Origin of the sequence: Streptomyces sp. cmx-4-9 (genome assembly GCF_046548835.1) — a bacterium.
Taxonomy (GTDB): Bacteria; Actinomycetota; Actinomycetes; order Streptomycetales; family Streptomycetaceae; genus Streptomyces.
This window is the reverse complement of record NZ_JAEBEE010000010.1, coordinates 104740-125625: the sequence shown is the minus strand read 5'-3', so window position 1 is coordinate 125625 and position 20886 is coordinate 104740. Positions and strand designations below refer to the sequence as shown.

15 protein-coding genes and 1 tRNA gene are annotated in these 20886 nt (G+C 73.2%); 7 read left to right on the top strand and 9 right to left on the bottom strand.

Annotated features, from left to right (window positions below):
• Nucleotides 1–29: 29 nt before the first annotated feature.
• The 3 genes from ACLJTM_RS29230 to ACLJTM_RS29220 all read right to left on the bottom strand — a co-directional run bounded on the left by ACLJTM_RS29230 (nt 30) and on the right by ACLJTM_RS29220 (nt 6418).
• Nucleotides 30–3458: an amino acid adenylation domain-containing protein gene (locus tag ACLJTM_RS29230; protein WP_411106758.1), complete on the bottom strand. Its 3429-nt coding sequence runs from the start codon at nt 3456–3458 to the stop codon at nt 30–32.
• Between the two features lie 71 nt (nt 3459–3529).
• Nucleotides 3530–5188, bottom strand: coding sequence for a condensation domain-containing protein (locus tag ACLJTM_RS29225; RefSeq protein ID WP_411106757.1), 1659 nt, complete (start codon nt 5186–5188; stop codon nt 3530–3532).
• A 30-nt stretch (nt 5189–5218) separates the two neighbouring features.
• A complete protein-coding gene (locus tag ACLJTM_RS29220) occupies nt 5219–6418 on the bottom strand; it encodes a cytochrome P450 (protein WP_411106756.1) in 1200 nt (399 codons plus the stop codon).
• Between the two features lie 674 nt (nt 6419–7092).
• On the opposite strand from ACLJTM_RS29220, the gene ACLJTM_RS29215 reads away from it, so the two are divergent.
• The 6 genes from ACLJTM_RS29215 to ACLJTM_RS29190 all read left to right on the top strand — a co-directional run bounded on the left by ACLJTM_RS29215 (nt 7093) and on the right by ACLJTM_RS29190 (nt 11762).
• A complete protein-coding gene (locus ACLJTM_RS29215) occupies nt 7093–7269 on the top strand; it encodes a hypothetical protein (protein WP_411106755.1) in 177 nt (58 codons plus the stop codon).
• A 166-nt stretch (nt 7270–7435) separates the two neighbouring features.
• Nucleotides 7436–7918 (top strand): hypothetical protein, encoded by a 483-nt coding sequence (locus tag ACLJTM_RS29210; protein ID WP_411106754.1) that lies wholly within the window; start codon nt 7436–7438, stop codon nt 7916–7918.
• Between the two features lie 60 nt (nt 7919–7978).
• Nucleotides 7979–8302: a ferredoxin gene (gene fdxA, locus ACLJTM_RS29205; protein ID WP_411106753.1), complete on the top strand. Its 324-nt coding sequence runs from the start codon at nt 7979–7981 to the stop codon at nt 8300–8302.
• A gap of 14 nt (nt 8303–8316) precedes the next feature.
• Nucleotides 8317–9105: a thioesterase II family protein gene (locus tag ACLJTM_RS29200; protein ID WP_411106752.1), complete on the top strand. Its 789-nt coding sequence runs from the start codon at nt 8317–8319 to the stop codon at nt 9103–9105.
• 25 nt (nt 9106–9130) lie between these two features.
• Nucleotides 9131–10321: an epoxide hydrolase family protein gene (locus tag ACLJTM_RS29195; RefSeq protein ID WP_411106751.1), complete on the top strand. Its 1191-nt coding sequence runs from the start codon at nt 9131–9133 to the stop codon at nt 10319–10321.
• 166 nt (nt 10322–10487) lie between these two features.
• A complete protein-coding gene (locus ACLJTM_RS29190) occupies nt 10488–11762 on the top strand; it encodes an NADH:flavin oxidoreductase/NADH oxidase family protein (protein WP_411106750.1) in 1275 nt (424 codons plus the stop codon).
• A 40-nt stretch (nt 11763–11802) separates the two neighbouring features.
• Here the strand turns inward: ACLJTM_RS29190 and ACLJTM_RS29185 are convergent, their stop codons facing one another.
• The 3 genes from ACLJTM_RS29185 to ACLJTM_RS29175 form a co-directional block, all read right to left on the bottom strand.
• Nucleotides 11803–12996 carry an MAB_1171c family putative transporter gene (locus tag ACLJTM_RS29185; protein ID WP_411106749.1) on the bottom strand — a complete coding sequence of 398 codons (1194 nt, stop codon included), beginning with the start codon at nt 12994–12996 and terminating at the stop codon, nt 11803–11805.
• A gap of 82 nt (nt 12997–13078) precedes the next feature.
• The gene (locus tag ACLJTM_RS29180; protein WP_411106748.1) at nt 13079–14491 is read right to left on the bottom strand and encodes an NAD(P)/FAD-dependent oxidoreductase; all 1413 of its coding nucleotides are present in this window, start codon (nt 14489–14491) and stop codon (nt 13079–13081) included.
• 242 nt (nt 14492–14733) lie between these two features.
• Nucleotides 14734–15294 carry a toxin-antitoxin system, toxin component gene (locus ACLJTM_RS29175; protein ID WP_411106747.1) on the bottom strand — a complete coding sequence of 187 codons (561 nt, stop codon included), beginning with the start codon at nt 15292–15294 and terminating at the stop codon, nt 14734–14736.
• Nucleotides 15295–15617: 323 nt separating this feature from the next.
• On the opposite strand from ACLJTM_RS29175, the gene ACLJTM_RS29170 reads away from it, so the two are divergent.
• A tRNA-Arg gene (locus ACLJTM_RS29170) sits at nt 15618–15690 on the top strand.
• A gap of 65 nt (nt 15691–15755) precedes the next feature.
• On the opposite strand, the gene ACLJTM_RS29165 is transcribed toward ACLJTM_RS29170, so the two are convergent.
• The 3 genes from ACLJTM_RS29165 to ACLJTM_RS29155 form a co-directional block, all read right to left on the bottom strand.
• On the bottom strand, nt 15756–15959 hold the full coding sequence (locus ACLJTM_RS29165; protein WP_411106746.1) for a hypothetical protein: 204 nt from the start codon (nt 15957–15959) through the stop codon (nt 15756–15758).
• A 150-nt stretch (nt 15960–16109) separates the two neighbouring features.
• The gene (locus tag ACLJTM_RS29160; RefSeq protein WP_411106745.1) at nt 16110–17990 is read right to left on the bottom strand and encodes an MFS transporter; all 1881 of its coding nucleotides are present in this window, start codon (nt 17988–17990) and stop codon (nt 16110–16112) included.
• A 106-nt stretch (nt 17991–18096) separates the two neighbouring features.
• Entirely contained in the window at nt 18097–20505 is a 2409-nt protein-coding gene (locus ACLJTM_RS29155) for a hypothetical protein (protein ID WP_411106744.1), read from the bottom strand.
• Between the last annotated feature and the right edge of the window lie 381 nt (nt 20506–20886).

The window sequence follows — 20886 nt, the reverse complement described above, 5'->3', positions numbered from 1 at the left end:
CACGGCCTCCTTCTGCGTCGCCGGGCGGGTCACTTGTCCTGCGCCTTGTCCACGAGCAGCAGCACGCCGGCCGGGGTGGGTGCCAGCAGGAGGCTGCGCAGCTTCACGGTCACGCCCAGCCGGTCCTTGACCAGCCGGATGAGCTGCACCGCCCCCAGGGAGGTGCCGCCGCAGGCGAAGAAGTCGGTGTCGGCGCCGATCTCCTGCTCCTCGCCGTCCGCGCGGCTGCCCGTCCGGGCGATGGCCTCCGCGAACAGGCCCGAGATCCGGGCCAGGGTGTCGTCGGCCGCCGTCCGTGCCGCCTCGGTGGCGGCGGGGGCCGAGGGCCCGGCGGGTCCGGCGACCGCGGCCAGCGCCTTGCGGTCGACCTTGCCGTTCGGGGTGAGCGGGATGCTGTCGACGACCGTCCACAAGGTGGGGACCATGTAGGCGGGCAGGGTGCCCGAGAGCAGGTCCCGCAGTTCGCCGGTGCCGACCGTGCTCCCCGCTGCGGGGACGACGGCCGCCACGAGCCGCTTCTCGGCGCTGTGGTCGCCGGTGACGACGACCACCGAGTCCTTGACCCGCGGGTCGGCCTTCAGGGCGTCGCTGATCGCGGTGAGTTCGATGCGGTAGCCGCGCAGTTTGACCTGGTCGTCGGAGCGGCCCAGGTAGGCGAGGCGGCCGCGGGTGTCCAGGCGTACGACGTCGCCCGTGCGGTAGAGCCGCTCCTGGACGTCGGCGCTGAAGTGGCCGAACCGCCGGTCGGTCTCGGCCTCGTCGCCCGCGTAGCCGTCGGCCAGGCCCTCGCCGCCGGTGTACAGCTCGCCGACGGCGCCGGGCGGGACGCGCCGGCCGCGCTCGTCCAGGACGTACACCCGCGTCCCCGGGACGGGCGTGCCGATGGGCAGCGGGCCGGTGATCTCCTGCGCGCTGCGCACCGTGTGGGTGGTGGTGAAGGTGGTGTTCTCGGTGGGCCCGTAGCCGTTGGTGACGACCAGCTGGGGGTGGCGGGCGAGGGCGCGCGCGGCGTGGTCGTGCGGGACGACGTCGCCGCCGGTGAGCAGCTGCCGGAGCCTGCCGAAGGAGTCCGGTGCGAACTCCTCGACCAGCCGGAACAGGCCCGCGGTCAGCCAGGCGACGCTCACGTCCCGCTCCAGCAGGAACGCGCCCAGTTCGCTCGGCGAGGGCAGCGACGACGCCGGGTAGACCTCCAGCGTGGCACCGGTGAGCAGGGCTCCCCAGAGTTCGAGGGTGGAGGCGTCGAAGGCCAGCGGGGACAGGCGCAGCATGGTCTCGCCCGGGCCGGTCCGTACGTAGCCGGCCTCGTGGACGAGGCGGACGACGGCGCGGTGCGGGATGCTGACGCCCTTGGGCTCGCCGGTGGAGCCGGAGGTGAAGGCCACGTACGCCTGGCGGGCCGGGTCCGCCTTGGGCAGCGGGGCGTCCTCGTCGGGCACGGGCTCCCAGGAGGTGTCCCAGGTCGCGACGAGCGGGACCCCCTGCAGCCCTTCGTGGGCGGCGGCCTCCGGGCCGGCCAGGGCGGCGGCCGGTGCGGCCTTCGCCACGATCAGCCGGGTGTGGGCCGCGGGCAGGCTCAGGTCCACGCCCACGTAGGCGGCGCCCGCCGTCACCGTGCCGAGGACGGCCACCGCCTCGGCGAGGGAGCGCTCCACCCCGACCAGGACCGTGTCGCCGGGCCGTACCCCGGCCTCGGCCAGCAGCCGCGCCTGCTCGGCGACGGCCGCCGCCAGCTGCGCGTACGTCAGCTCGACGCCGGCCTCGCGGACCGCCACCGCGCCGGGGTGGCGGCGGGCGGTCTCCCGGAACAGCTCGTTGAGGGAGGTGGCGGGGAAGTCCTCGCGTACCGCGTTGACGGCGTCGAGCCGGGCCAGGCGCGCGTCGGACAGGCAGCGCACCTCTTCCAGGACGCGTTCGGGGGACGCGGCCAGCTGCTCGGCCGCCGCCTGGAAGTCGGCGACGAACCCGTCGGCCTCGGCCTCGTTCCACACCGCGGTCGCGTACTCGACGTGGCCGGCCAGCGAGGGCTGCGACCGGCCCACCAGCAGGGTGAGGTCGAACTGGGCGCCGCCGCCGTGGCCTTCCTCGATCCGGACCTCCAGCGGTCCGGCGGCCAGGTGCTGCGGGACCAGCTGGTCGTGCATGCCGAAGCAGACCTGGACGAGGGGGTGGCAGCCGATGCTGCGCTCCAGGCCGAGGCGGGCGACCAGTTCCTCGAAGGGCAGCAGGCCCGCGTCGATGCTGAGGGTGAGGGAGCGCTGCACGGCGCGGAGGTACTGCGCGGCGGTGGCGTCGTCGTCGATGTCGATCCGGACGGGTACGAGGTTGCCCGCGACCCCGACGAGGCCCTCCAGCTCGGCGGTGCCGCGCCCGAGCACCGGTACGCCGACGAGCAGGCTGCGCGCGCCGGTGGTCCGGCCCAGGGTGAGGGCGAACGCACCCAGCAGCAGCGCGAAGGGGGTGATGCCCAGGTCCCGGGCCCGTGCGGTGACGGCCGTGCTCACGGCCGCGCCGAGGTCCAGGGGGGTGCGGGCGCCCGCCGCGTCCTGCACGGGCGGCCGCTGCCGGTCGGCGGGCAGTTCGAGGACGGTGGGGGCGCCGGCGAGGTGCCCGGCCCAGAACGCGGCCTGGCGGTCCCACGTGCCGTCGGCGCGCTGCGCCTCCTGGCTGCGGATCAGGGCGCTGAGGGGGACGCCGGGCCCGTAGGCCGCCGGCGTTCCCCCCGTGAGCTCCTCGTAACGGGCGAAGAGCTCCTTGAGGACGAGGCCCACCGCCCAGCCGTCGAGCACCATGTGGTGGGCGATCAGGACGACGGCGTCGTGTCCGGCGGGGTGCGCGAAGTGCAGGAACCGCACGGCCGGGGCGGCCGTCAGGTCGAAGGGGCGGCGCGACTGCGCGTCGGTGGTCAGCCGTACGTACGCCTCGAAGCCGGCCGGGTCGCCCGCGTAGGTGAAGGTGGTGGTCTGCGGGGTGTGGTCGTCCAGGACCTCCCGGACCACGCCGCCGGCGCCCTCGGCGAAGACGGTGCGCAGGCCCTCGTGCCGTGCGGCGGTCGCGGCGACCGCCGTGCGGAAGGCCGCGGGGTCCAGCTCGCCCGCAACCGTGAAGGCGGTGAAGACCAGGTTGTAGGGAGAGCCCCCCGTGATGCTCTCGATCAGCCACATGCCGCGCTGGGTGTGCGAGAGCCCGTTCAGGTCCTCTTCGGCGGGGGCGCCGGCCCCGGCGAGGACCGGTGCGCCCGCCGGGACGGCCTCGGCCCGGCGCAGCGCGTCGGCCAGCGGGCCGGCGCCGAGCAGGGCCTGCACGGAGAGCTTCAGGCCCAGCTGCTCCCTGGCCAGGGCGTCCAGGCGCAGGGCGCGGAGGGAGTCGCCGCCGAGCTCGATGAAGCTCCGCGTTCCGAAACCCGTACTGTCCGCGTCCGTGCCCAGAACGGCGGAGGCAAGATCATCAAGCGTCATTGGTCATTTCTCCAGAGAGGAACGGGAAGGTGGCAGCGCCCGCGGCCCGCGGAGCGCGGGCCGCGGACGGATCAGCCCTGGCCGCCGGCCCGTGCGGCTCCGAGCAGGCGCTCGCGGGCACTGGCGCCGGCGCCCGCGGTGGCGGCCGCGGCCGGGGCGGCCAGCAACTCGGCGTGGCCGCGCACCGTTCCCGCGCGGAAGATGTCCATCGTCTTGACGGAGCGGCCCGAGGCCTGGGTCATGCGCTCGACGAGGACGATCAGGAGCAGCGAGTCGCCGCCCACGTCGAAGAAGCTGACGTCGTCGGCGACTTCGTCGGTCTTGAGGACCTCCTGCCACAGGGAGCGCACCAGGGCGATGCGCGCCTCGGGGGTGGAGAGGTCTACCTCGGTGGTGGACTGGTCGGTCACGGTTTCCTCCAGGGAGTGGGAGAGGGCAAGGGCACTTCGCCGCAGGTCCGAAAGGAACGCGGCCACGGCGTCGTCGCCGTAGAGGGCCTTCGTGTAGTCCACGGAGAGCTCCAGCCGGGTGCGGCCGGACTCCTCGGCGAGGCACACGAAGAGGCCGAGGTCGTACTTCATGTGCAGCGACGGCAGCGGCTGAAGCCGGCCCAGCACGCCGGGCGCCAGCTCCATGTCCGCGGGGACCTCGGCCATGTTGACGAGGACCGCCGACAGCGGGGGCCAGATGACGTCGCGCTCCGGCTTGAGGGCCGCGGTCACCGCGTCCAGGGGCACGTCGGCGTCGATGAACGCCTCCATGGACCCGAGCCGCGCGCTGCGCAGCAGCTCGCGCCAGGTCGTGGAGTCGTCGAGCGTCACCCGGACCATGACCGTGTTCATGAACATGCCGATCGCCTCGGCGACGGCCGGGTCGTCCCGGCCCGGCCAGCCGAAGGCGAAGAGGAAGTCCCGCTGGCCGCCGGTCCGCGCGAGGGTCCCGGCGAGCAGGGCGACCCCGGTCATGAAGGGGGTGCAGCCCTCCTCCCCGGCTGCCGCCAGCAGGGCTTCGGTCAGCTCCGCGTCGAACCGGGTGCTGAGGGTGCCCCCGGCCAGCGAGGTGTCGCCGGTGTCCCGGCGGAACGGCACCTCGACCTCGATCGGCGCGCCGTGCAGCCGCTCGACGACGTCCGGCAGCCGCTCCTGGACCTCGTCCGGGCCCAGCATGGTGACGACCTCGCTGGGGTGCGGCGGATCGCTGAGCTCCGGCTCGCTCCCCGCGAGCAGCGCCCGGTACACGGTGGCGATCTCCGCCATGAGCAGGCTCCGCGACCAGCCGTCGCAGACGATGTGGTGCACCGTGAACACGAGCAGCGTGGTGTCCGCGTCGAGCCGGACCACCTCGGCGCGCACCGGGGCCTCGGCCGCGAGGTCGAAGGGCGCGTAGCACAACACGTCGACGAGACGGGTGAGTTCCTCCTGCGACCAGCCCTCCTGCGCGGCGTCGATGAAGCCGGCCTCGGCGGACGGGCCGTCCGTGCGGTACTCGATCCGGCGGCGCCCGATGTCCAGCCGGAAGCGCGAGCGCAGGGCCGGGTGCCGGTCGAGGACGCGCTGGACCGACTGCGTGAACAGCGCGTGGTCCAGGGCGCCGGTGAACTCCACGACGGTCGGGATGAGGCTGGTGGGGCGCAGCTGCTCGACCTGGTCGAGGACCCACAGCCCCTTCTGCGCCGGATTGGCCTCGTACCACACGGGGTCGGCGGGAGGGTGCGCGGAAAGTGCAGACAAGGCAGGACCTTTCGGGGGCACGCGGCGTTCCTACTTGCGCAGCCGCGCCGTGATCGGCACGTGCTTGTAGCCGGACGCGAAATTCGAGATGAGCCGCTCGGGTTTGCCGGCCAGCCGGAAATCCTCGTACCGGCCCAGCAGTTCCTCGAAGAGGATGCCGATCGTGACGCGGGCGACACTGTGGCCCACGCAGTAGTGCGGTCCGATTCCGAAGGCCAGGTGCTTGTTGGGCTTTCGGCGGATGTCGAAGGTGTGGCTGTCCTCGAAGACCTCTTCGTCGCGGTTCGCCGCACCCAGCCAGGCCACCACCGCTTCGCCCGCGGCGATCTTCGTACCGCGCACTTCGGTGTCCCGGGTGGCGTAGCGCAGGATGTGGTTGACCGGCGAGGCCCAGCGCAGCGCCTCCTCGTAGGCGGTTCCGTTCACCTCGGGATGGGCGGCCCAGTCGGCCAGCACGTCGGTCTCGGTGAATTCGGCCATCACGAAGGTCGGCGCGTGCGGGGTGGTGACGTTCGCGCCGAGCAGCAGGCTGTAGCAGTTCGCGACGATCTCGCTGGCGGACATGAGCCGGCCCTCGAAACGCGTGGAGATCAGCACGCTGAGCAGGTCGTCCCCAAGGTTGTCCCGGCGGTGGCGCATCAGGTCCTGGAAGTACCCGAAGAGCTCGCGGTGCGCCGACTTGAGGGTGGCCTCCTTGCCGCCCTCGTCCTGGAACTCCGGGTCGTCGGCCGCGATGCACACCGTGGTCAGGCGGCTGAGCCAGGCCCAGTCCTCCTCGGGCAGGCCCATCATCGTGCCGGTGACCGACATGGGCAGCCCCAGCATGGCGGCGCCGAAGTCGAAGGCCCCGCCGTCGGCGAGGGGCGCCAGCAGGTCGACGACCTTGGGCCGGATCATCTCGCGCTGGCGGTCCACCGCCTTGACGGCCAGGGCCTTCTTCAGCCGGGCCTGCCGCTCGGTGTGCCGCGGCGGGTCGGTCACGGCGAGCTGCTGGCCGCCGGCCGGGTCGTCGGTGCCCAGGAGGTCGAGGAGGGTGCCCCGTTCGGAGGTGAAGGTGTCGGTGTCCCGCAGGACCAGGTCCGTGTCGGCGTACTTCACGACGGACCAGAATCCGCGCTTCTCGTCGACCTGGTGCCAGGCGAGGCCGTCGGCCTGGCGCATCCGGCGCCAGATCTCGTGCGTGTCGCCGTGGCTGTACAGGGTCGGGTCGACGAGATCGGCCGATCCCATGTCAACCGGACATCCGGACGTACGAGTGTCGTGGATGGAGATGGCCGATTCCTTTCACTAAGGCGTCGCGGCTACCGGATGGGCGTGTGCGGTATCGACAGGCGCATATCGGCCCACGCGAAATTGCTTCAGGGCGCTGGGGGCTGCGTCGGGGAAAAGCGCACCGGCGGACGGCCGGCAGAGAACGCAACCCGTGCTCGCGGCACGGCTTCGACTCTAGGGCGGGTCGGAAGCACCCCGAGGGGGCTGGCAAGTAGATGCCACTCCCCCGGTACGGAGCCTCGTGAACTCCCCGAACGCCCTTCCCGTGGGGCAGTATCGGAAGCCCGGGACGACCGGCGCCGGGCACTGCCGGGGCATTCCGGGGCCCCATTGACAAGCCGTTCGCCACGACCCACCCTTTCGCTCGGCGCCTGCCGTGCACCCCGGGGGCCGCCGGACGGGAGCCCCCGCCGTTTCCGCTCCGCCACCCCCTCGCCGCTTTCCGTTCACCTTTCCCCGTTTCCCGTCCCCCCTTTGTCCGCCACCCCCTTTCCACCCCCCTCTCCACACCCTTTCCACACCCCTTTCCGCACCCTCCCCGGCCCCCATACCGCCGCCCTCCCCCGCTTTCCCGCCGTCTTTCCGCACGGCCCCGCCGCCCGCCGCCCCGCCGCCCCGATAGGAGACCGCCTGTGCACCACGACGACCACGCCACAGAGCGGACGGATTCGTTCCGCCCCGCGATGCACCGCATGGAGACGTACGAACGCCCGGTCGCCCGGACCCCCCTGCGCCCGCTGCACGGCTCGCACCACGCGCCCGACGGCGACGGCTGCGCGGGCATCGACCCGGCCTACCGCGGGCTCTGAAACCCGCCCCGGCCCACCCCGAGCACCCCGCCCGCCCGATCCGCCGGGCGGCCGGGCATCCGCGGCCCGGACACGGCGATCCCGTGCGAGGGCCGCGGACCCATCCCGTCCACCGCGTACCGCACCCGCACCCACCGCACCGCACCGCTGTCGAGGAGGAACCGCCGTGGCTGTCCAGGACGATCTCTCGGGCATCACCGATACCGCCGTCGTCGACCCGCTGTCGCTCTACCGCATCGCGGTGGGCCACACCCCGAAGGGAGCGGCCCTGCGGGACTCCGTGCGGTCCGGCAGGACCCGCCTGGTGACACCCGCCGTGTCCTTCGCCGTGGCCTGCTCCATGCGCACCTGCTGGGACGAGGAGTGCGAGCAGGGCCACCAGCACGGCGCGGGCGTCCCGCTGCGCAGGTTCCAGGAGCTCGGGGGCGTGGACATCGTCGACATGAGCCCCACCGACACGCTCTCCGCCGGACAGCTGTACGCGGGCTGCTCGGACCGCAGGGTCGTCGGCCCCGAGGTGCTGGCCGCCTGCCACTCCGTCCTGCTCGCCCGGTCGCTGCGGCTGCCGCTGCTGTCCGCCGCGAGGGCCGCGTACTGCTACTCGGCCCTCGCGGACGCGGGCACCAGCTACCGCGTCGACCTGATCTGACCCACCCACCCCGGCACACCGGCCCTCCGGCCGCCGGCCCCCCGGACAAGGAACAGCAGAGTGACCTACGTAATCGCCCAGCCCTGCGCGGACGTCAAGGACAAGGCCTGCATCGACGAATGCCCGGTCGACTGCATCTACGAGGGCCGCCGGTCCTTGTACATCCACCCGGACGAATGCGTCGACTGCGGCGCCTGCGAGCCGGTCTGCCCGGTCGAGGCCATCTTCTACGAGGACGACACCCCGCCGGAGTGGCACGCCTACCGCGAGGCGAACTCCGGCTTCTTCGCCGAACTGGGCTCTCCCGGCGGCGCGTCCAAGCTCGGCATGGTGGACCACGACCACCCGGTCGTCGAAGCCCTGCCCGTACCGGCATCCGCCTGAGGGAGGACCCGAAGATGCCCGAGTCCTCCGCCTGGCTCAAGTACCTGAACCCGCCCGCGCCCCCGGCCCGCGCCCCGGGGCACGCGCCGCACGCGGAGCCCGGCACCCGCGTGCCGCAGCTGGTCTGCTTCCCGCACTCGGGAGGGGCCGCGAGCGTCTACCGGCCACTGGCGGCCGCCATGGCCGGCGACGCCCGGGTGGTCGCCGTGCAGTACCCCGGACGCCAGGACCGGCACGGCGAAGCCCTCGTCACCGACCTGCACGAACTGGCGGACGGGGTCGCCGGGGCCCTGCGCGCCGCGCCCGCGGACGTGCCCCGGATCTTCTTCGGGCACAGCATGGGCGCCATCCTCGCCTACGAGGTCGCCCAACGCCTGGGCGGCGAAGGCCCCGTGGCCTTGATCGCCTCCGGCCGCCCGGCGCCCTCCCGGGTCCGGCTCACCACGTCCTACCTGCTGGACGACGAGGCCCTGGCCCGGCAGGTGGCCTGGCTGGGCGGCACCGCGGGCGGGCTGCTCGATCATCCCGAGATGCGCGCCCTGCTGCTGCCGCTGATCCGCGGCGACTACCGGGCCAGCGAGACCTACCGGCCCCGCGGCGACGCCCCGCTGGACTGCGCCCTCGTCGCCCTGGGCGGGGACGTCGACCCGGTGGCCCCGCTGGAGGACCTCCGGGCGTGGTCGGAGCACACCACCGGGCCCTTCCGGCTGGAGGTCCTGAGCGGCGACCACTTCTACCTCCAGGACAACTGGCCGGAAATCGCCGACCTCGTCCGCTCCCTGGCTCTCGTAACGGAACACTGAGGACGGATGAAATAAGATGCCCCGCATGGTTCTTTCAGAGAAGGTCGATCCCTTCCGGATCAGTGTCCCGCAATCCGATCTGGACGATCTCCATGAACGTCTGGACCGGACCCGGTGGCCGGAGGAAATTCCCGGGGCCGGATGGGATTACGGAATCCCCGGGGACCACCTGAGAGAATTGGCGCGGTATTGGCGGCACGAGTACGACTGGCGGGCCGCCGAGGCGCAGCTGAACACCTGGCCGCAGTTCACCACCGTCATCGACGGGGCGCAGGTCCACTTCGCGCACGTGCGGTCGCCCGAGCCGGACGCCACACCGCTGCTCATGACGCACGGGTGGCCGGGCTCCATCGTCGAGTTCACCGAGATCGCCGGCCTGCTCACCGACCCGGCCGCCCACGGGGGCGATCCGGCGGACGCCTTCCACCTGGTGCTGCCGAGCATCCCCGGCTTCGGCCTGTCCGGTCCGACCCGGGAGAAGGGCTGGGAGTTCCGCCGGGTCGCGGCCGCGTTCGCCGAACTCATGGGCCGCCTGGGGTACGAGCGCTACGGCGTCCAGGGCGGCGACTGGGGCGCGGCCATCTCCCGCGAGATCGGGCGCACCCGGCCCGAGGTGATCGGCGTCCACCTGAACCTGATCCCCAACGCGTACATGTCCCAGGAGCCGGACGACCTCTCGGACCTCTCCCCGGAACAGGCGCAGCGCACCCGGGAGTCCTGGGAGCGCTTCAAGGAGTGGGCGCGCGACCGGCAGGGCTACGCCGACATCCAGTCCACCCGCCCCCAGACCCTCGCCTACGGGCTGACCGACTCCCCCGTCGGGCAGCTGGCCTGGATCGCCGAGAAGTTCCACGAGTGGACGGACGGCCCCGTCGACCGCGACCTGCTGCTCACCAACGTGATGCTGTACTGGCTCACGGGCACGGCCGGCTCCTCGGGCCGCCTCTACTACGAGCGGGCGCACGCCGACTACTGGGGCGGGCCGCCGGAGCCCTCCGAAGCCCCCACCGCCCTGGCCCACTTCCCCCGCGAGAACTTCGTCCTGCTGCGCCACCTCGCCGAGCGGACCGACGCCATCGTCCGGTGGACCGAGTACGACCGCGGCGGCCACTTCGCGGCGATGGAACAGCCCCGTCTGCTGGCGGGCGACATCCGCGCCTTCTTCGCCGGCCTGGCGGGCCGGACGGCCGGTGGGAACGTTATGGATCGCGAATAGCGTGAATACGGATTTCGACCTTCCGAAACATCCCGGGCGCAGCGGATAACCGGAGGGCATTGCCAGATCCGGCAGCCGCGACGTAGGGTCATTTTTCAGTCATGATCACTACGTTCGGGGCTTCGGCGGACCGCCGGGAAGCCCGCCGCCGGGACCGGGGGAACACATGGACCGACTGTTCTCTCCCCTGACCCTGCCCAATGGCTCGGTGATTCCCAACCGGGTCTGCAAAGCCGCGATGGAGGAGAGCCTGGCCGGACCCGGCCGCCTGCCCGACGACCGCATCCTGCGGCTCTACGGGCGGTGGGCGGCCGGCGGCGCCGGACTGCTGATCACGGGCAACGTCATGGTCGACAAGAGGGCGCTGACCGCCCCGGGGGCCATCGTGCTCGACGCGGACGCCCCGCTGGAGCCCTTCGAGCGGTGGGCGGCAACCGCCCGCAGCGGCGGCGGCCGGGTGTGGATGCAGATCAACCACCCCGGCAGGCAGGTGGGTTCGGAGATGCCCGGGGTGTCCTGGGCACCCTCGGAGGTCGCGGTCAGCATCGGCCGGCACAGCCGCCGCTTCGCCCGGCCGAGGGCCATGACGGAGGCCGACATCGCCGCGACGGTCGAGCGCTTCGCCGTCACCGCGCAGCGGGCGGAGGCCGCCGGCTTCGACGGAGTGCAGATCCACGCCGCGCACGGCTACCTCATCAGCCAGTTCCTCTCCCCGCTCGTCAACCGCCGGGAGGACCGCTGGGGCGGCCCGCTGGCCCACCGCGCCCGGCTCCTCGTCGACGTCGTCGAGGCCGTGCGCCGGCGGGTGTCGCCCTCCTTCGCCGTCGCCGTGAAGATCAACTCCTCCGACTTCCAGCGCGGCGGCTTCGACGCCGGTGACGCCCTCGCCGTCCTGCGGCTCCTGTCCGCCTTCGACATCGACCTCGTGGAACTGTCCGGCGGGAACGTCGAGAGCCCCGTGACGGCCGTCCCGGACGCGGCGGGCGACGAGCGCGCCCTGGCCCGCGAGGCCTGGTTCCTGTCGATCGCCCGCGAGCTCCTGGCGGCGCAGCTGCCCGTCCCCCTGATGCTGACCGGGGGCATCGCCCGCCGCTCCGTGGCGGAGAACGTGCTGGCCGAGGGCATCGGCATGGTCGGCATGGCCACCGCCCTGGCCCTGGTCCCCGACCTCCCCCAGCGCTGGGCTCAGGGCGAGGCGCCCAGCACCCGGGTCGAAGCGGTGACGTGGCGGGACACCTCCCTCAGGGCCGCGGGCCACATCGCGGTCGTCCGCCGCCACCTGCGGCGCACGGCCCGGGGCCGGGCGCACCGGCCGGGCATCTCCCCCCTGCTGACCTTCCTCGGCGACGAGGTGCGCCGCCGCCAGGCCGTGAGCCGGTACCGGAGCGAACTGACGAAGCAGGCCCGCTCCACGGCCCTGGCGGGCGCCGGCTCCCCCTGAGGCCCGGGGGCCCGTCCCCGCGGGCCCCGCCGAAGGGCGCCTACCCGCCCGTCCGGTGGACCGGGACGGCCCGGCCGAGGGCCGAGGCCACGACGGGAGAGTGCGCGAACTCGGCGGCGAGGGCGGCCAGCGGCTGGTCGTCCAGGCGGTGCTCCGCGGCCTGCACCCCGTCCCGTACGGCCTGCCCGTCCTCCCCCGCGGCGGCCTTCGCCCGGCAGGCGACGGCCAGCATGGCCGCATCGGCCACCAGCAACGCCCGCGGCTCGTCCATCCCCTCGCGCACCGCGGCCTCGTAGGCCTCGCGGCGTACGGACTCCTCACAGAACGGCGCCACGGCGAGGATCCCGTCGTCGATGACCGACTCCCGGTGGATCAGCCGGATGCCGATCGGCGACCACCACTGCAGCGGAACCGTCGTCACGTTGACCGCCGCGAAAGCGTGCAGGGCCTTCCACAGCGGGTGCAGCCGCCGGTACTGGCGGTAGTCCCGCCAGGCCTTGGAGTCGCCGACCAGGGGGGCGATGAACCCGGCCCCGGACAGCAGCGCGGCGGCCGACGCCAGCGGCGGCGCCAGGTCGGTGGACAGGGTGTCCCAGTCGGTGCCCGTCCAGCGGGCGCCCACGGCGGTCCACTTGGCCGCCAGGTAGCCGAGGTCGAAGACCCCGCCGACCGTCAGCAGGGCGAGCCCGGTGCGCAGCGGGCGCAGCGTCGGGTGGACCCGCAGGAACCACCGCCACGACAGGGTGGTGAAGGCCACCGTGCCCACGGTGTGCGCGAGCAGGTAGAGCACGATCATCAGCTGGATGTACGGGGTGTTGGCGTAGTACGTGTCCAGGGTCCGCAGCTGCTCGACGGGTGCCTCCCCGACCACGAAAGCGGCGATGATCAGCGCGGTGACGGTGCTGTAGGCCGTCACCGTCCAGATCGTGGCCCGTCTGAGCTGCTCGGCCGGTCCGCCGCGCCAGTGCAGGATGACCACGATGGAGGCACCGGAGAACGCCGTCAGCACGCTGTACACCAGCGGCGCCGCCACGTTGGTGATCCCGGTGAGGCGGTTGACCGCCTTGATGGTCGGCGGGGCGGCGAGCACCAGGACGAGGCAGCCGACGAACAGCAGCGCGCACACGGAGCGGATCAGCGGCTGCTCCCAGTTCCGCTTCATCGCCGGGGCCTTGACGGCCAGCGCGACGATGAGCAGGGCGCCGGGAAGGTAGAGGATCAGGCCGTCGTCCACGGTGCACCTCCTCCGCGGCGGGCTCCGGTCCGGCGGGCCGCGCCGTCCGTGCGGTACGGGGGGCGGGGCTGCGGGCGGCGCATCACGGCTGCCTGAGCTGGGCGTCCTGCAGCCCGGCCACGGCGCGTTCCTCCACGGTCAGCGGAGGGGCCGTCAAGGCGCCCCGGGAGGTGGCGCGCAGCACCCTCCAGACGACACCCGGCCGCAGCCAGTCCGCGGGGCGCTCGCTCATGGTGATGACGCGCAGGAAGTCCCCGGTGGAGGCCGGGTTCGTCGTGGCACCGGTGACGAGCCGGTTGACGTACGCGTTGAGCAGGGACGATCCGGGGCGCGGGCTCATGCCCCGGGCGTCCGGGTAGAGGCAGTCCTGCGAGGTCGCCAGTGCCCAGGCGTCCCCCACGATCGGGGCGATGGCCCGCTGGGCGCGTCTGCCGAAGGCGGGATCGCCCAGCCCCCTGCTGCGCAGCACCTTGCGTACCTCCAGCAGGCCCCTGGCGGCCACGGTCATGCCCTGCCCGTACAGCGGGTTGTAGGTCGCCACGCTGTCGCCGATGGCGAAGAAGCCGCGCGGCAGTTCGGCCTTCTCGTAGTAGTTGCGCCGGTTGGCCGTCCCGGGCCACAGCGTGATGTCGGACAGCGGCTGCTTGCCGGCCAGGATGTCCCCCACGACCGGGTCGCGGATGTCCCGGGCGAAGCGGATGAACTCCTCCGGGTCCGCCGTGGGCTCGCCGCCCCGCGTACCGGAGAGGGTGACCTGCCACTGGCCGTCCTCGACGGGGACGATCGTCGCCGTCTTGCCGGGCACGGGGTCGCCGGGGTCGGACTGGACGTTGACGATGGGGAAGCCCATCCGGTGGGCGCCTTCCGGCGCTTCGAACATGCGGCTCGCGTAGACGAGCCCGGAGTCCACGTGGGCCCGCTTGATGCCGGTGACGCCCAGCGATTCCAGCCAGGCCCGCGCCCGGGAGTTGCTGCCGCTCGCGTCCACGACGAGGTCCGCGGCCAGGAAGTGGCCGGTGGCCTCGGGGGTGTCCACCCGGACCCCGCGGACCTCGCCGGCCGTTCCCTCCAGGCCGCGCACCCGGCTCCGTTCCAGGATGGAGACCCCGTCGAGCGCGGCCACGTGCCGGCGCACCACCCAGTCCAGGCGGTCACGGGTGCAGGAGATGTTGTACTGCTGGGGGCCGTAGCGCGGTATCCAGCCCTGCGCGGTCATGGTGACGAGGTCCGTCGGCAGGTTCCGCCGCATGGCGCCCGCTTCCAGCCAGCCCTTCGTCACGCCCGGCAGGATCTCCTCGATGGCCCGCGCGCCCCCCGACCACAGCACGTGCACGTGCCGGGCCTGCGGCAGCCGTTCGCGTGCGTGCGGACCCTCGGGCAGCGAGTCCGCCTCGATGATCGTCACCTTCGCCCGCTCGGCCATGACCGCGGCCGCGAGGAGCCCTGCCATGCTCCCGCCGATGACGATGACGTGGTACGAGGGTGCGTCGGTCATGATCTCATGCTCTCTGTCAGGGCCCCTCGTGCGCCGAGCGGCCGGATGCGGCAGGTGCACCGCCAGGCATTCGCAGGAGCACGGCTGCATCGAACATAGGCCTCCAGCTCGACGTCATTGTCCATGCCGGGGTGTCAGGGTGTGTCAGAAGGTCGCGGAACGACATGCGCCGGCCGCGCCGGAGCCGCAGCTCAGCGCCCCGGTACGGCAACGCCCGCCGGGTCTGCGCCACTTCGCTGCGGTCAGCCGCCCCAGCCCAGGGTCTTGTGGACGCGCCGGATCTCCTCCGGGACGGCAGCGGCCTGGGAGCCGGGGAGGTACGGCTTCAGCTTCTCCCCCAGGTACAGGCCGAAGGTCTCGGCCTCCACCTCGGCGGAGGCGACGGCGTGCGCCCGCGCGGCCGCGCGGTGCACCACTTCGCTCAAGCCCGCTTCCGAGGCGAGCAGTTCCGCCACGGAGGAGTCTCCGCCCGCCAGGCGCGCCGCCACCGAAAGGCCGGAACTGTGCTCGTCACACGTCCCCTCCTTCGCGTGCCACAGCTCGTGGCACGCGATGACCAGCTGGAGTTCGGGGCGGGCGCGCTCCTCGACGACCACGAGGTCCCGGTCGGGCAGGTCGATCCACAGACCGCTGGCCGTACCGGGCGGGAAGCGGGTGAACATGTGGTCCACCGGACGGCCCGACTGCCGTCCGAACGCCGCGCAGAGGGAGCCGATGATCCGGGCCGCGTCGGCCGGGGCCGTCAGCGCCGCCTCCTTCAGCAGCCCGCTGCCGAATCTGCGCATCGCCTGCGTCGTCCTCATCGCGTCCCTCCCTCTCGCGGTCGTGTGTACGGCCGCTGCGGCCGGACGTGCGGGGAGCGCGGCGGCGTCAGCTTAGCTGGCGGTAATCCGCAGATCCAGGGCGTCCCTCACGCACCGTCACGTTCACGTCAAGGCACGTGCACCACGGTCGGCTCGCACCGCGGCGCCGGTGGCCGCGGGGGCCCGCGAGAGCGGAGCCGCCGCCTCGGCCCCGGCCGGGAGCCCCCCCGGCGGCCCGCGCCCGCGGACGGCGGATGCGGATCAGGCGCCACCCGCTACACTGACCGCGGTGGCCAGGCCTCACGGCCCGGTCTCCACGCAGCGCCTTCGTAGCTCAGGGGATAGAGCACGGCTCTCCTAAAGCCGGTGTCGCAGGTTCGAATCCTGCCGAGGGCACATCCGAGGGCCCCCCGCCGCATGCGGCCGGGGGCCCTCTTCGTGTCTGCCCGGAGCCGGGCGGGTCAGCTCAGGCCTCTGCTGCGCTCGCCGATCCGGTCGCCCTGGGGAGTCCCGGCCCGCTTCAGGGCCGCCTTGGTGTGCGCCCCGCCCTTGACCTTGCTCCGCAGCGGCCCCTCGAAGCCGTGGCCGGGGGAACGCGGCAGCTGGACCGGCTCCTGTGCCTTCGCCATGACCGCCCGGACGTCCTGCTTCTGCTCTTTGCTCATCCCGTCGTCAACTCCCTCGGGAAGCACCCAATCGAACTACTCGGATCGTATGCACATATACCGAGCAATGCACCCGGACCGGTATGCAAAGAATTCCGGATCAAGGCGCCCGTCCGGGGTCCTGCGGGGCCTGCGGAAGCCGGCCGGGCCCTACGGGGCCGGTCGGGCCGGGGCCCCCGGCGACTGGTGGACCAGCTCCTCCGGGCAGGGCGTGCCGCGCGGCAGCTGGTACTTCGCCGCCACCCGGTACTCCCCCGGCGCGGGCGCGAGCAGCTCCGTCCACACGTCGCCCTCGTCGTCCGGGGCCGCCTTGAGCAGGCACCCCGCGGTATTGGCGTACTCCTTCGGCGGACTGCCCGCCGACCGGCCGCCGCCCCCGCCGCGCGCCTTCGACGCGAAGGTCTCCTGCGGCGGCGGCACGGCCTTGCCGGCCGCGTCCACCAGCCCCAGCCACGGGGAGTGCGGGATCCGCACCAGCACCCGCCCGGGCCGGCGCACGTCGATGACCAGCTGGTCCGCCCCGGCCCGCACCACGGTCGCCGCCCCCGCGACCAGGTTCGCCGGGTCCTGGACCTTGAAGAGCTGCCAGTTCGCGTCGCCCCACACCTGCTGGAGGTAGGGCAGCCCCTCGCGGACCAGCTTCGCCTCGTCCTTGCCGCCCGAGTCGGGCGGGTCGGCGGGCAGCACCACGTAGTGCACGGCCCAGCGGTCCAGCCAGGTCCGGTAGCTGTCGGCGGTCAGGGTGTCGTCGTAGAAGAGCGGGTTGCGCTCCAGGTCGGCCTGCCGGTTCCAGCCCCGGGCGAGGTTCACGTACGAGGGGAACGCGGAGGACTCCCGGTGGCTGCTCGCCGGGACCACCTCGACCCGCCCCCGCTCGGCGCCCGCCTTCTGCAGCTGGTCCACGAGCGGCGCCAGCTCGCGGCTCCAGGCGGCCAGCGGGGTCGTCCGCACGATGTCGGTGACGCTGTTGGTGGTGATCCACACGTTCAGTCCGGCGAAGGCGAGGAGCACCGCGTACCAGCGGCGCGAGCGCGGGACCTCGTACGGCAGCGCCGCCAGCAGGACCGCCCCGCCGAAGAGCATCACCAGCCGGGTGACGTTCGACCCCACCTGGGAGTCGATCGCCCAGGTCAGGAAGGTCCCGACGGCGTAGACGACCGCGGCGATCCGGACGGTCTTCCACCGCTTCGGCACCAGGAAGAAGATCAGCAGCCCGAACATGAACGGCAGCCACGCCGAGCCCAGCTTCATCGGCTGCGTCCCGGAGAACGGGAACAGCCACGCCGACAGCCCGACCACGGCCACCGGGGCCAGCCCCAGCGCGTACGCCCCCGGCCGCCGCCCGCTGAGGAACAGGGCGGCCGCCACCACCCCGAGGAACAGCCCGGCCACCGGGCTGGAGGCCGTCGCCAGCCCCGCCAGCGGCGCCGCCACGGCAGCCTTGGCCCAGCGCCGCTCGGCCCATTTGCGCGGCCAGCAGAAGACCGCGGCCACCGCACCCAGCGCGAACACCACGCCGAGCCCGAAGGTGACCCGGCCGGACAGCGCATTGCACAACAGCCCGAACACCCCGGCCAGCGCCGGCCACAACGGCTCGCGCACGGCGCCCCGGCAGCGGGTCAGGACCAGTGCGAGGAGCCCGGCGGAGACGGTGCCGGCGACCATCATCGTGGTCCGGACGCCCAGCACGTGCATGAGGTACGGCGAGACCACGCTGTACGAGACGGGGTGCATGCCGCCGTACCACGCCAGGTTGTACGCGGAGTCGGGGTGGCGGCCGACGAACTCGGCCCAGGCGTCCTGCGCGGCCAGGTCGCCGCCGCTGTTGGCGAAGCTGAAGAACCAGGCGACGTGCAGCACCCCGGCCAGGACGGTGGCCACGGCGACCGGATGGCCCAGCGCCCACCGCAGAACGCGGGAGCCCGTGCCCGACGGGCTCCGCGGCACGCCTGCGGAGCCGTCGGCGGGCGCCGACGGACTCCGGGCCCCGTCCCGGGCCTGACTGCGGTCCTGCTGCTCAGCGGTGGTCACTGCCGCACTCTCCAACACCTGGCTCCACGCTCGCACCCCGCACTGCAGGACGCGGCCCGGCGCCCCGGGGTTGCCCGGGGCGCCGGTTCCACGGTCCCATCCGGGGTCAGCCGACGCGCGTCAGCTTGCTGCCGACCCCCGGGGCGGCCAGGTCGGCCTGCAGGGCCACCGGCACCTTCACCTGGCTGGCTCCCTCGCCGACGGTCAGCATGCCGATCTCGGTGCCCGCCTTCGCGGTCTGCGGGACCGGGCTGCCGCCGTCGGCCAGCTTGACGTCCACCGTGAGGCCCGCCCAGCCGACCGCCTGCACGTCGCCGGTGGCGACCACCGGCGTGTGGCCGCCGAGCCCGTCGTCCACGTACCCGACGACCTCGCCCTTCTTCACGACGGGCGCACCCTCCAGGGACTTCTGGGTGGCGATCATCAGCTGCTTGCTCGCGGCGATGACACTGTCGATGATCGGCGGCTTGTGCTGGCCGAGGACGGCCCCGACGATCAGCTGGTTGGTGTTGCCGATTTTCTTCTGGGCGGCGAAGAGGAGGTTTCCGCCGGCCTTCGTCGTCGTACCGGTCTTGATGCCGAGCGAGTCGTTGTACGGGACCAGGCGGTTCCAGTTGTCCCACTTCTTGCCCGACGGGTCGATCCAGCTCGGCTTCTTCGTGATGTCGAGCAGCGTCTCGATCTCCACGAGCTTGAGTCCCAGCTTCACCTGGTCCTCGGCGGTGCTCACCGTGGTCGCGTCCAGACCCGAGGGGTCCGTGTACGTGGTGTTCTTCATGCCGAGTTCCTTGGCGGTGTCGTTCATCTTCTTGACGAACGCCTCCTGGGAACCGGAGTCCCAGCGCGCGAGCAGCCGCGCGATGTTGTTGGCCGACGGGATCATGAGGGCGGCGATCGCGTCGTACTCGGAGATCTTGTCGCCCTCCTTGACCGTGTCGAGCGTGGACTCGTTGTCGGTCGAGTTGTTCTTCTTGCCCTCGGTCTCCGCCGTCTTGTCCACGTCGATCATCTGCCCCTGCTCCCCCTTCTTGACGGGGTGGTCGCGCAGGATGATGTACGCCGTCATCGACTTGGTGACGCTGGCGATCGGTACGGGCTTCTGCTCGCCGGACTGGCCGAGCGTGCCGAGCCCGGCGGCCGCCATGTAGGCCTGCCCCTCGGCGGGCCAGGGCAGCTCGGGCCGGGCCCCGTCGAAGGCGTACGAGGACTTCGCGGTCATCACGAGCTTCGGCGCGGGCAGCGGGCGCACCAGCTGTACGACGGCCAGGACGACCGCGAGCAGCACGACGAGCGGGAAGTAGATCTTGAACCGCCGGACCGCGGTGCGCATCGGGCTCGGCGGCGGGGGCGGGTTGTTCGTGAGGTCCGCGAGCATGTCGAGCGGCGGCTTGGGCGGCAGCGGCTGCTGCGTGGTCCGCTCGGCGGAGTCGAAGACGGAGCGCGCCGCCGGGGCGGGCGCCTTGACCGGCGGCGCGGCGGGGGCCGGGGCGGACGCCTTGGCGGACGCCTTGGCGGGCGGCGCGGCGGGCGGCGCCGCGGAACCGGCGGGGGCGGCCGGAGCCGCCGGGGCCGCCGGAGCGGTCGGCTTGCGGTCGGCGGGGTGCACGCCGGGACCCGTGGGGGCCGTCTTCGGCTGCTGTCCGGCATCGGGCCGCGCGGGCACGTCGTCGGTGCGCAGCGGCACGAAGGTGCTGGCCCTGGGCGGCGCGGCATCCGGCTTCACGGCGCGGAACACGGCGGTGCGCTCGCTCTCGCCCGCCTCCGTCCGGTCCGCCGGAGCGGAATCGGCGGAGCCGGCCTCGGCGGGTGCGGCGGGTGCGGAATCCGGCCGCACGGCGCGGAACACGGCCGTCCGCTCGCTGTCGGCAGGCTTCGCTCCACCCGTGGAAGCGGAATCCTCTGCGGGAGCCGGCCGACCACCCTGGGCCGGAGCGCCGGCGGCGGGCTTCACGGCACGGAACACGGCCGTGCGTTCGCTGCCGACGGGCTGGTCGGCGGCGGTCTTCTCGGCCTCCGCCGGCGGCTTCGCCACCCGGAAGACCGCAGTCCGCTCGCTGTCCGCCGGCTGCTTCGCATCGGCCGGAGCGGAACCGGAACCGGTGGGATCGGCAGGCGCCGGGACCGGCTTCGCCACCCGGAACACGGCCGTCCGCTCACCGTCGGCCGGCTTCTCCCCGTCGACGGAAGCGGAATCTGCGGAGGCGGGCGCCGAAACCGGCCCGGCGGGCTCCTCGGTCTCCTCGGGCTTCCTGGTGCTGTCGGGCTTCCCGGGCTGCTGCGCCGCCGCGGCGGCGGGCGCGTCGGGTTCCGGCTCGGCGGAGTCGTTCCCGGCGGTCGCGACCCAGGCCGCCACGGCCTCGCGCAGCGGGTCCGGCTTCCCGGAGCCCTCGCGGACCTCCGCGTCGGCGTCGGACTCGGACTCGGGGCCGGACTCGGGGCCGGGGCCGGGTACGGAGTCAGGTCCGGCGCCGGTCACGACGTCGGGTCCGGCCGCGGCGCCGGCGGCGGCGGACACGGCAGCAGACCCGGACCCGGACCCGGAATCCGTACCCGCCTCCGCGGGACCCGGCTCCGGCGCGGGCTCCGTCTCCGGCTCCGCACCGGAGCGGGCCCCGGAACCGTCCTCCGGATCTCTCGGCCGGAACACCGAAAGCCGCGGATCGCGCCCCTCGGAGGATTCCGCCGCCCCCGGCGTTCCTTCATCTACCGACTTCTCGGGGGACTCGCCCGCCACCAGTTCCTCCTCGATCGCCGCCACGTCCGGCTGTCCGAATGTCTAACAGTGTCCCGTCTCGGGGGCATCGCCCCCGTGCCAGACGAGAACGACATAGCTGCAAGTTCCCCCACAAAGCGGCCACGCGCTCTCGACAGATGAATGTGAGAGGCGTCACCCTGT

Excerpts from the sequence above, each read along its gene's own strand:
- ACLJTM_RS29230 (WP_411106758.1), bottom strand. The coding sequence starts at position 3,458 with ATGACGCTTGATGATCTTGCCTCCGCCGTTCTGGGCACGGACGCGGAC.
- ACLJTM_RS29220 (WP_411106756.1), bottom strand. The coding sequence starts at position 6,418 with ATGGGATCGGCCGATCTCGTCGACCCGACCCTGTACAGCCACGGCGAC.
- ACLJTM_RS29200 (WP_411106752.1), top strand. The coding sequence starts at position 8,317 with ATGCCCGAGTCCTCCGCCTGGCTCAAGTACCTGAACCCGCCCGCGCCC.
- ACLJTM_RS29195 (WP_411106751.1), top strand. The coding sequence starts at position 9,131 with ATGGTTCTTTCAGAGAAGGTCGATCCCTTCCGGATCAGTGTCCCGCAA.
- ACLJTM_RS29190 (WP_411106750.1), top strand. The coding sequence starts at position 10,488 with ATGGACCGACTGTTCTCTCCCCTGACCCTGCCCAATGGCTCGGTGATT.
- ACLJTM_RS29180 (WP_411106748.1), bottom strand. The coding sequence starts at position 14,491 with ATGACCGACGCACCCTCGTACCACGTCATCGTCATCGGCGGGAGCATG.
- ACLJTM_RS29175 (WP_411106747.1), bottom strand. The coding sequence starts at position 15,294 with ATGAGGACGACGCAGGCGATGCGCAGATTCGGCAGCGGGCTGCTGAAG.
- ACLJTM_RS29165 (WP_411106746.1), bottom strand. The coding sequence starts at position 15,959 with ATGAGCAAAGAGCAGAAGCAGGACGTCCGGGCGGTCATGGCGAAGGCA.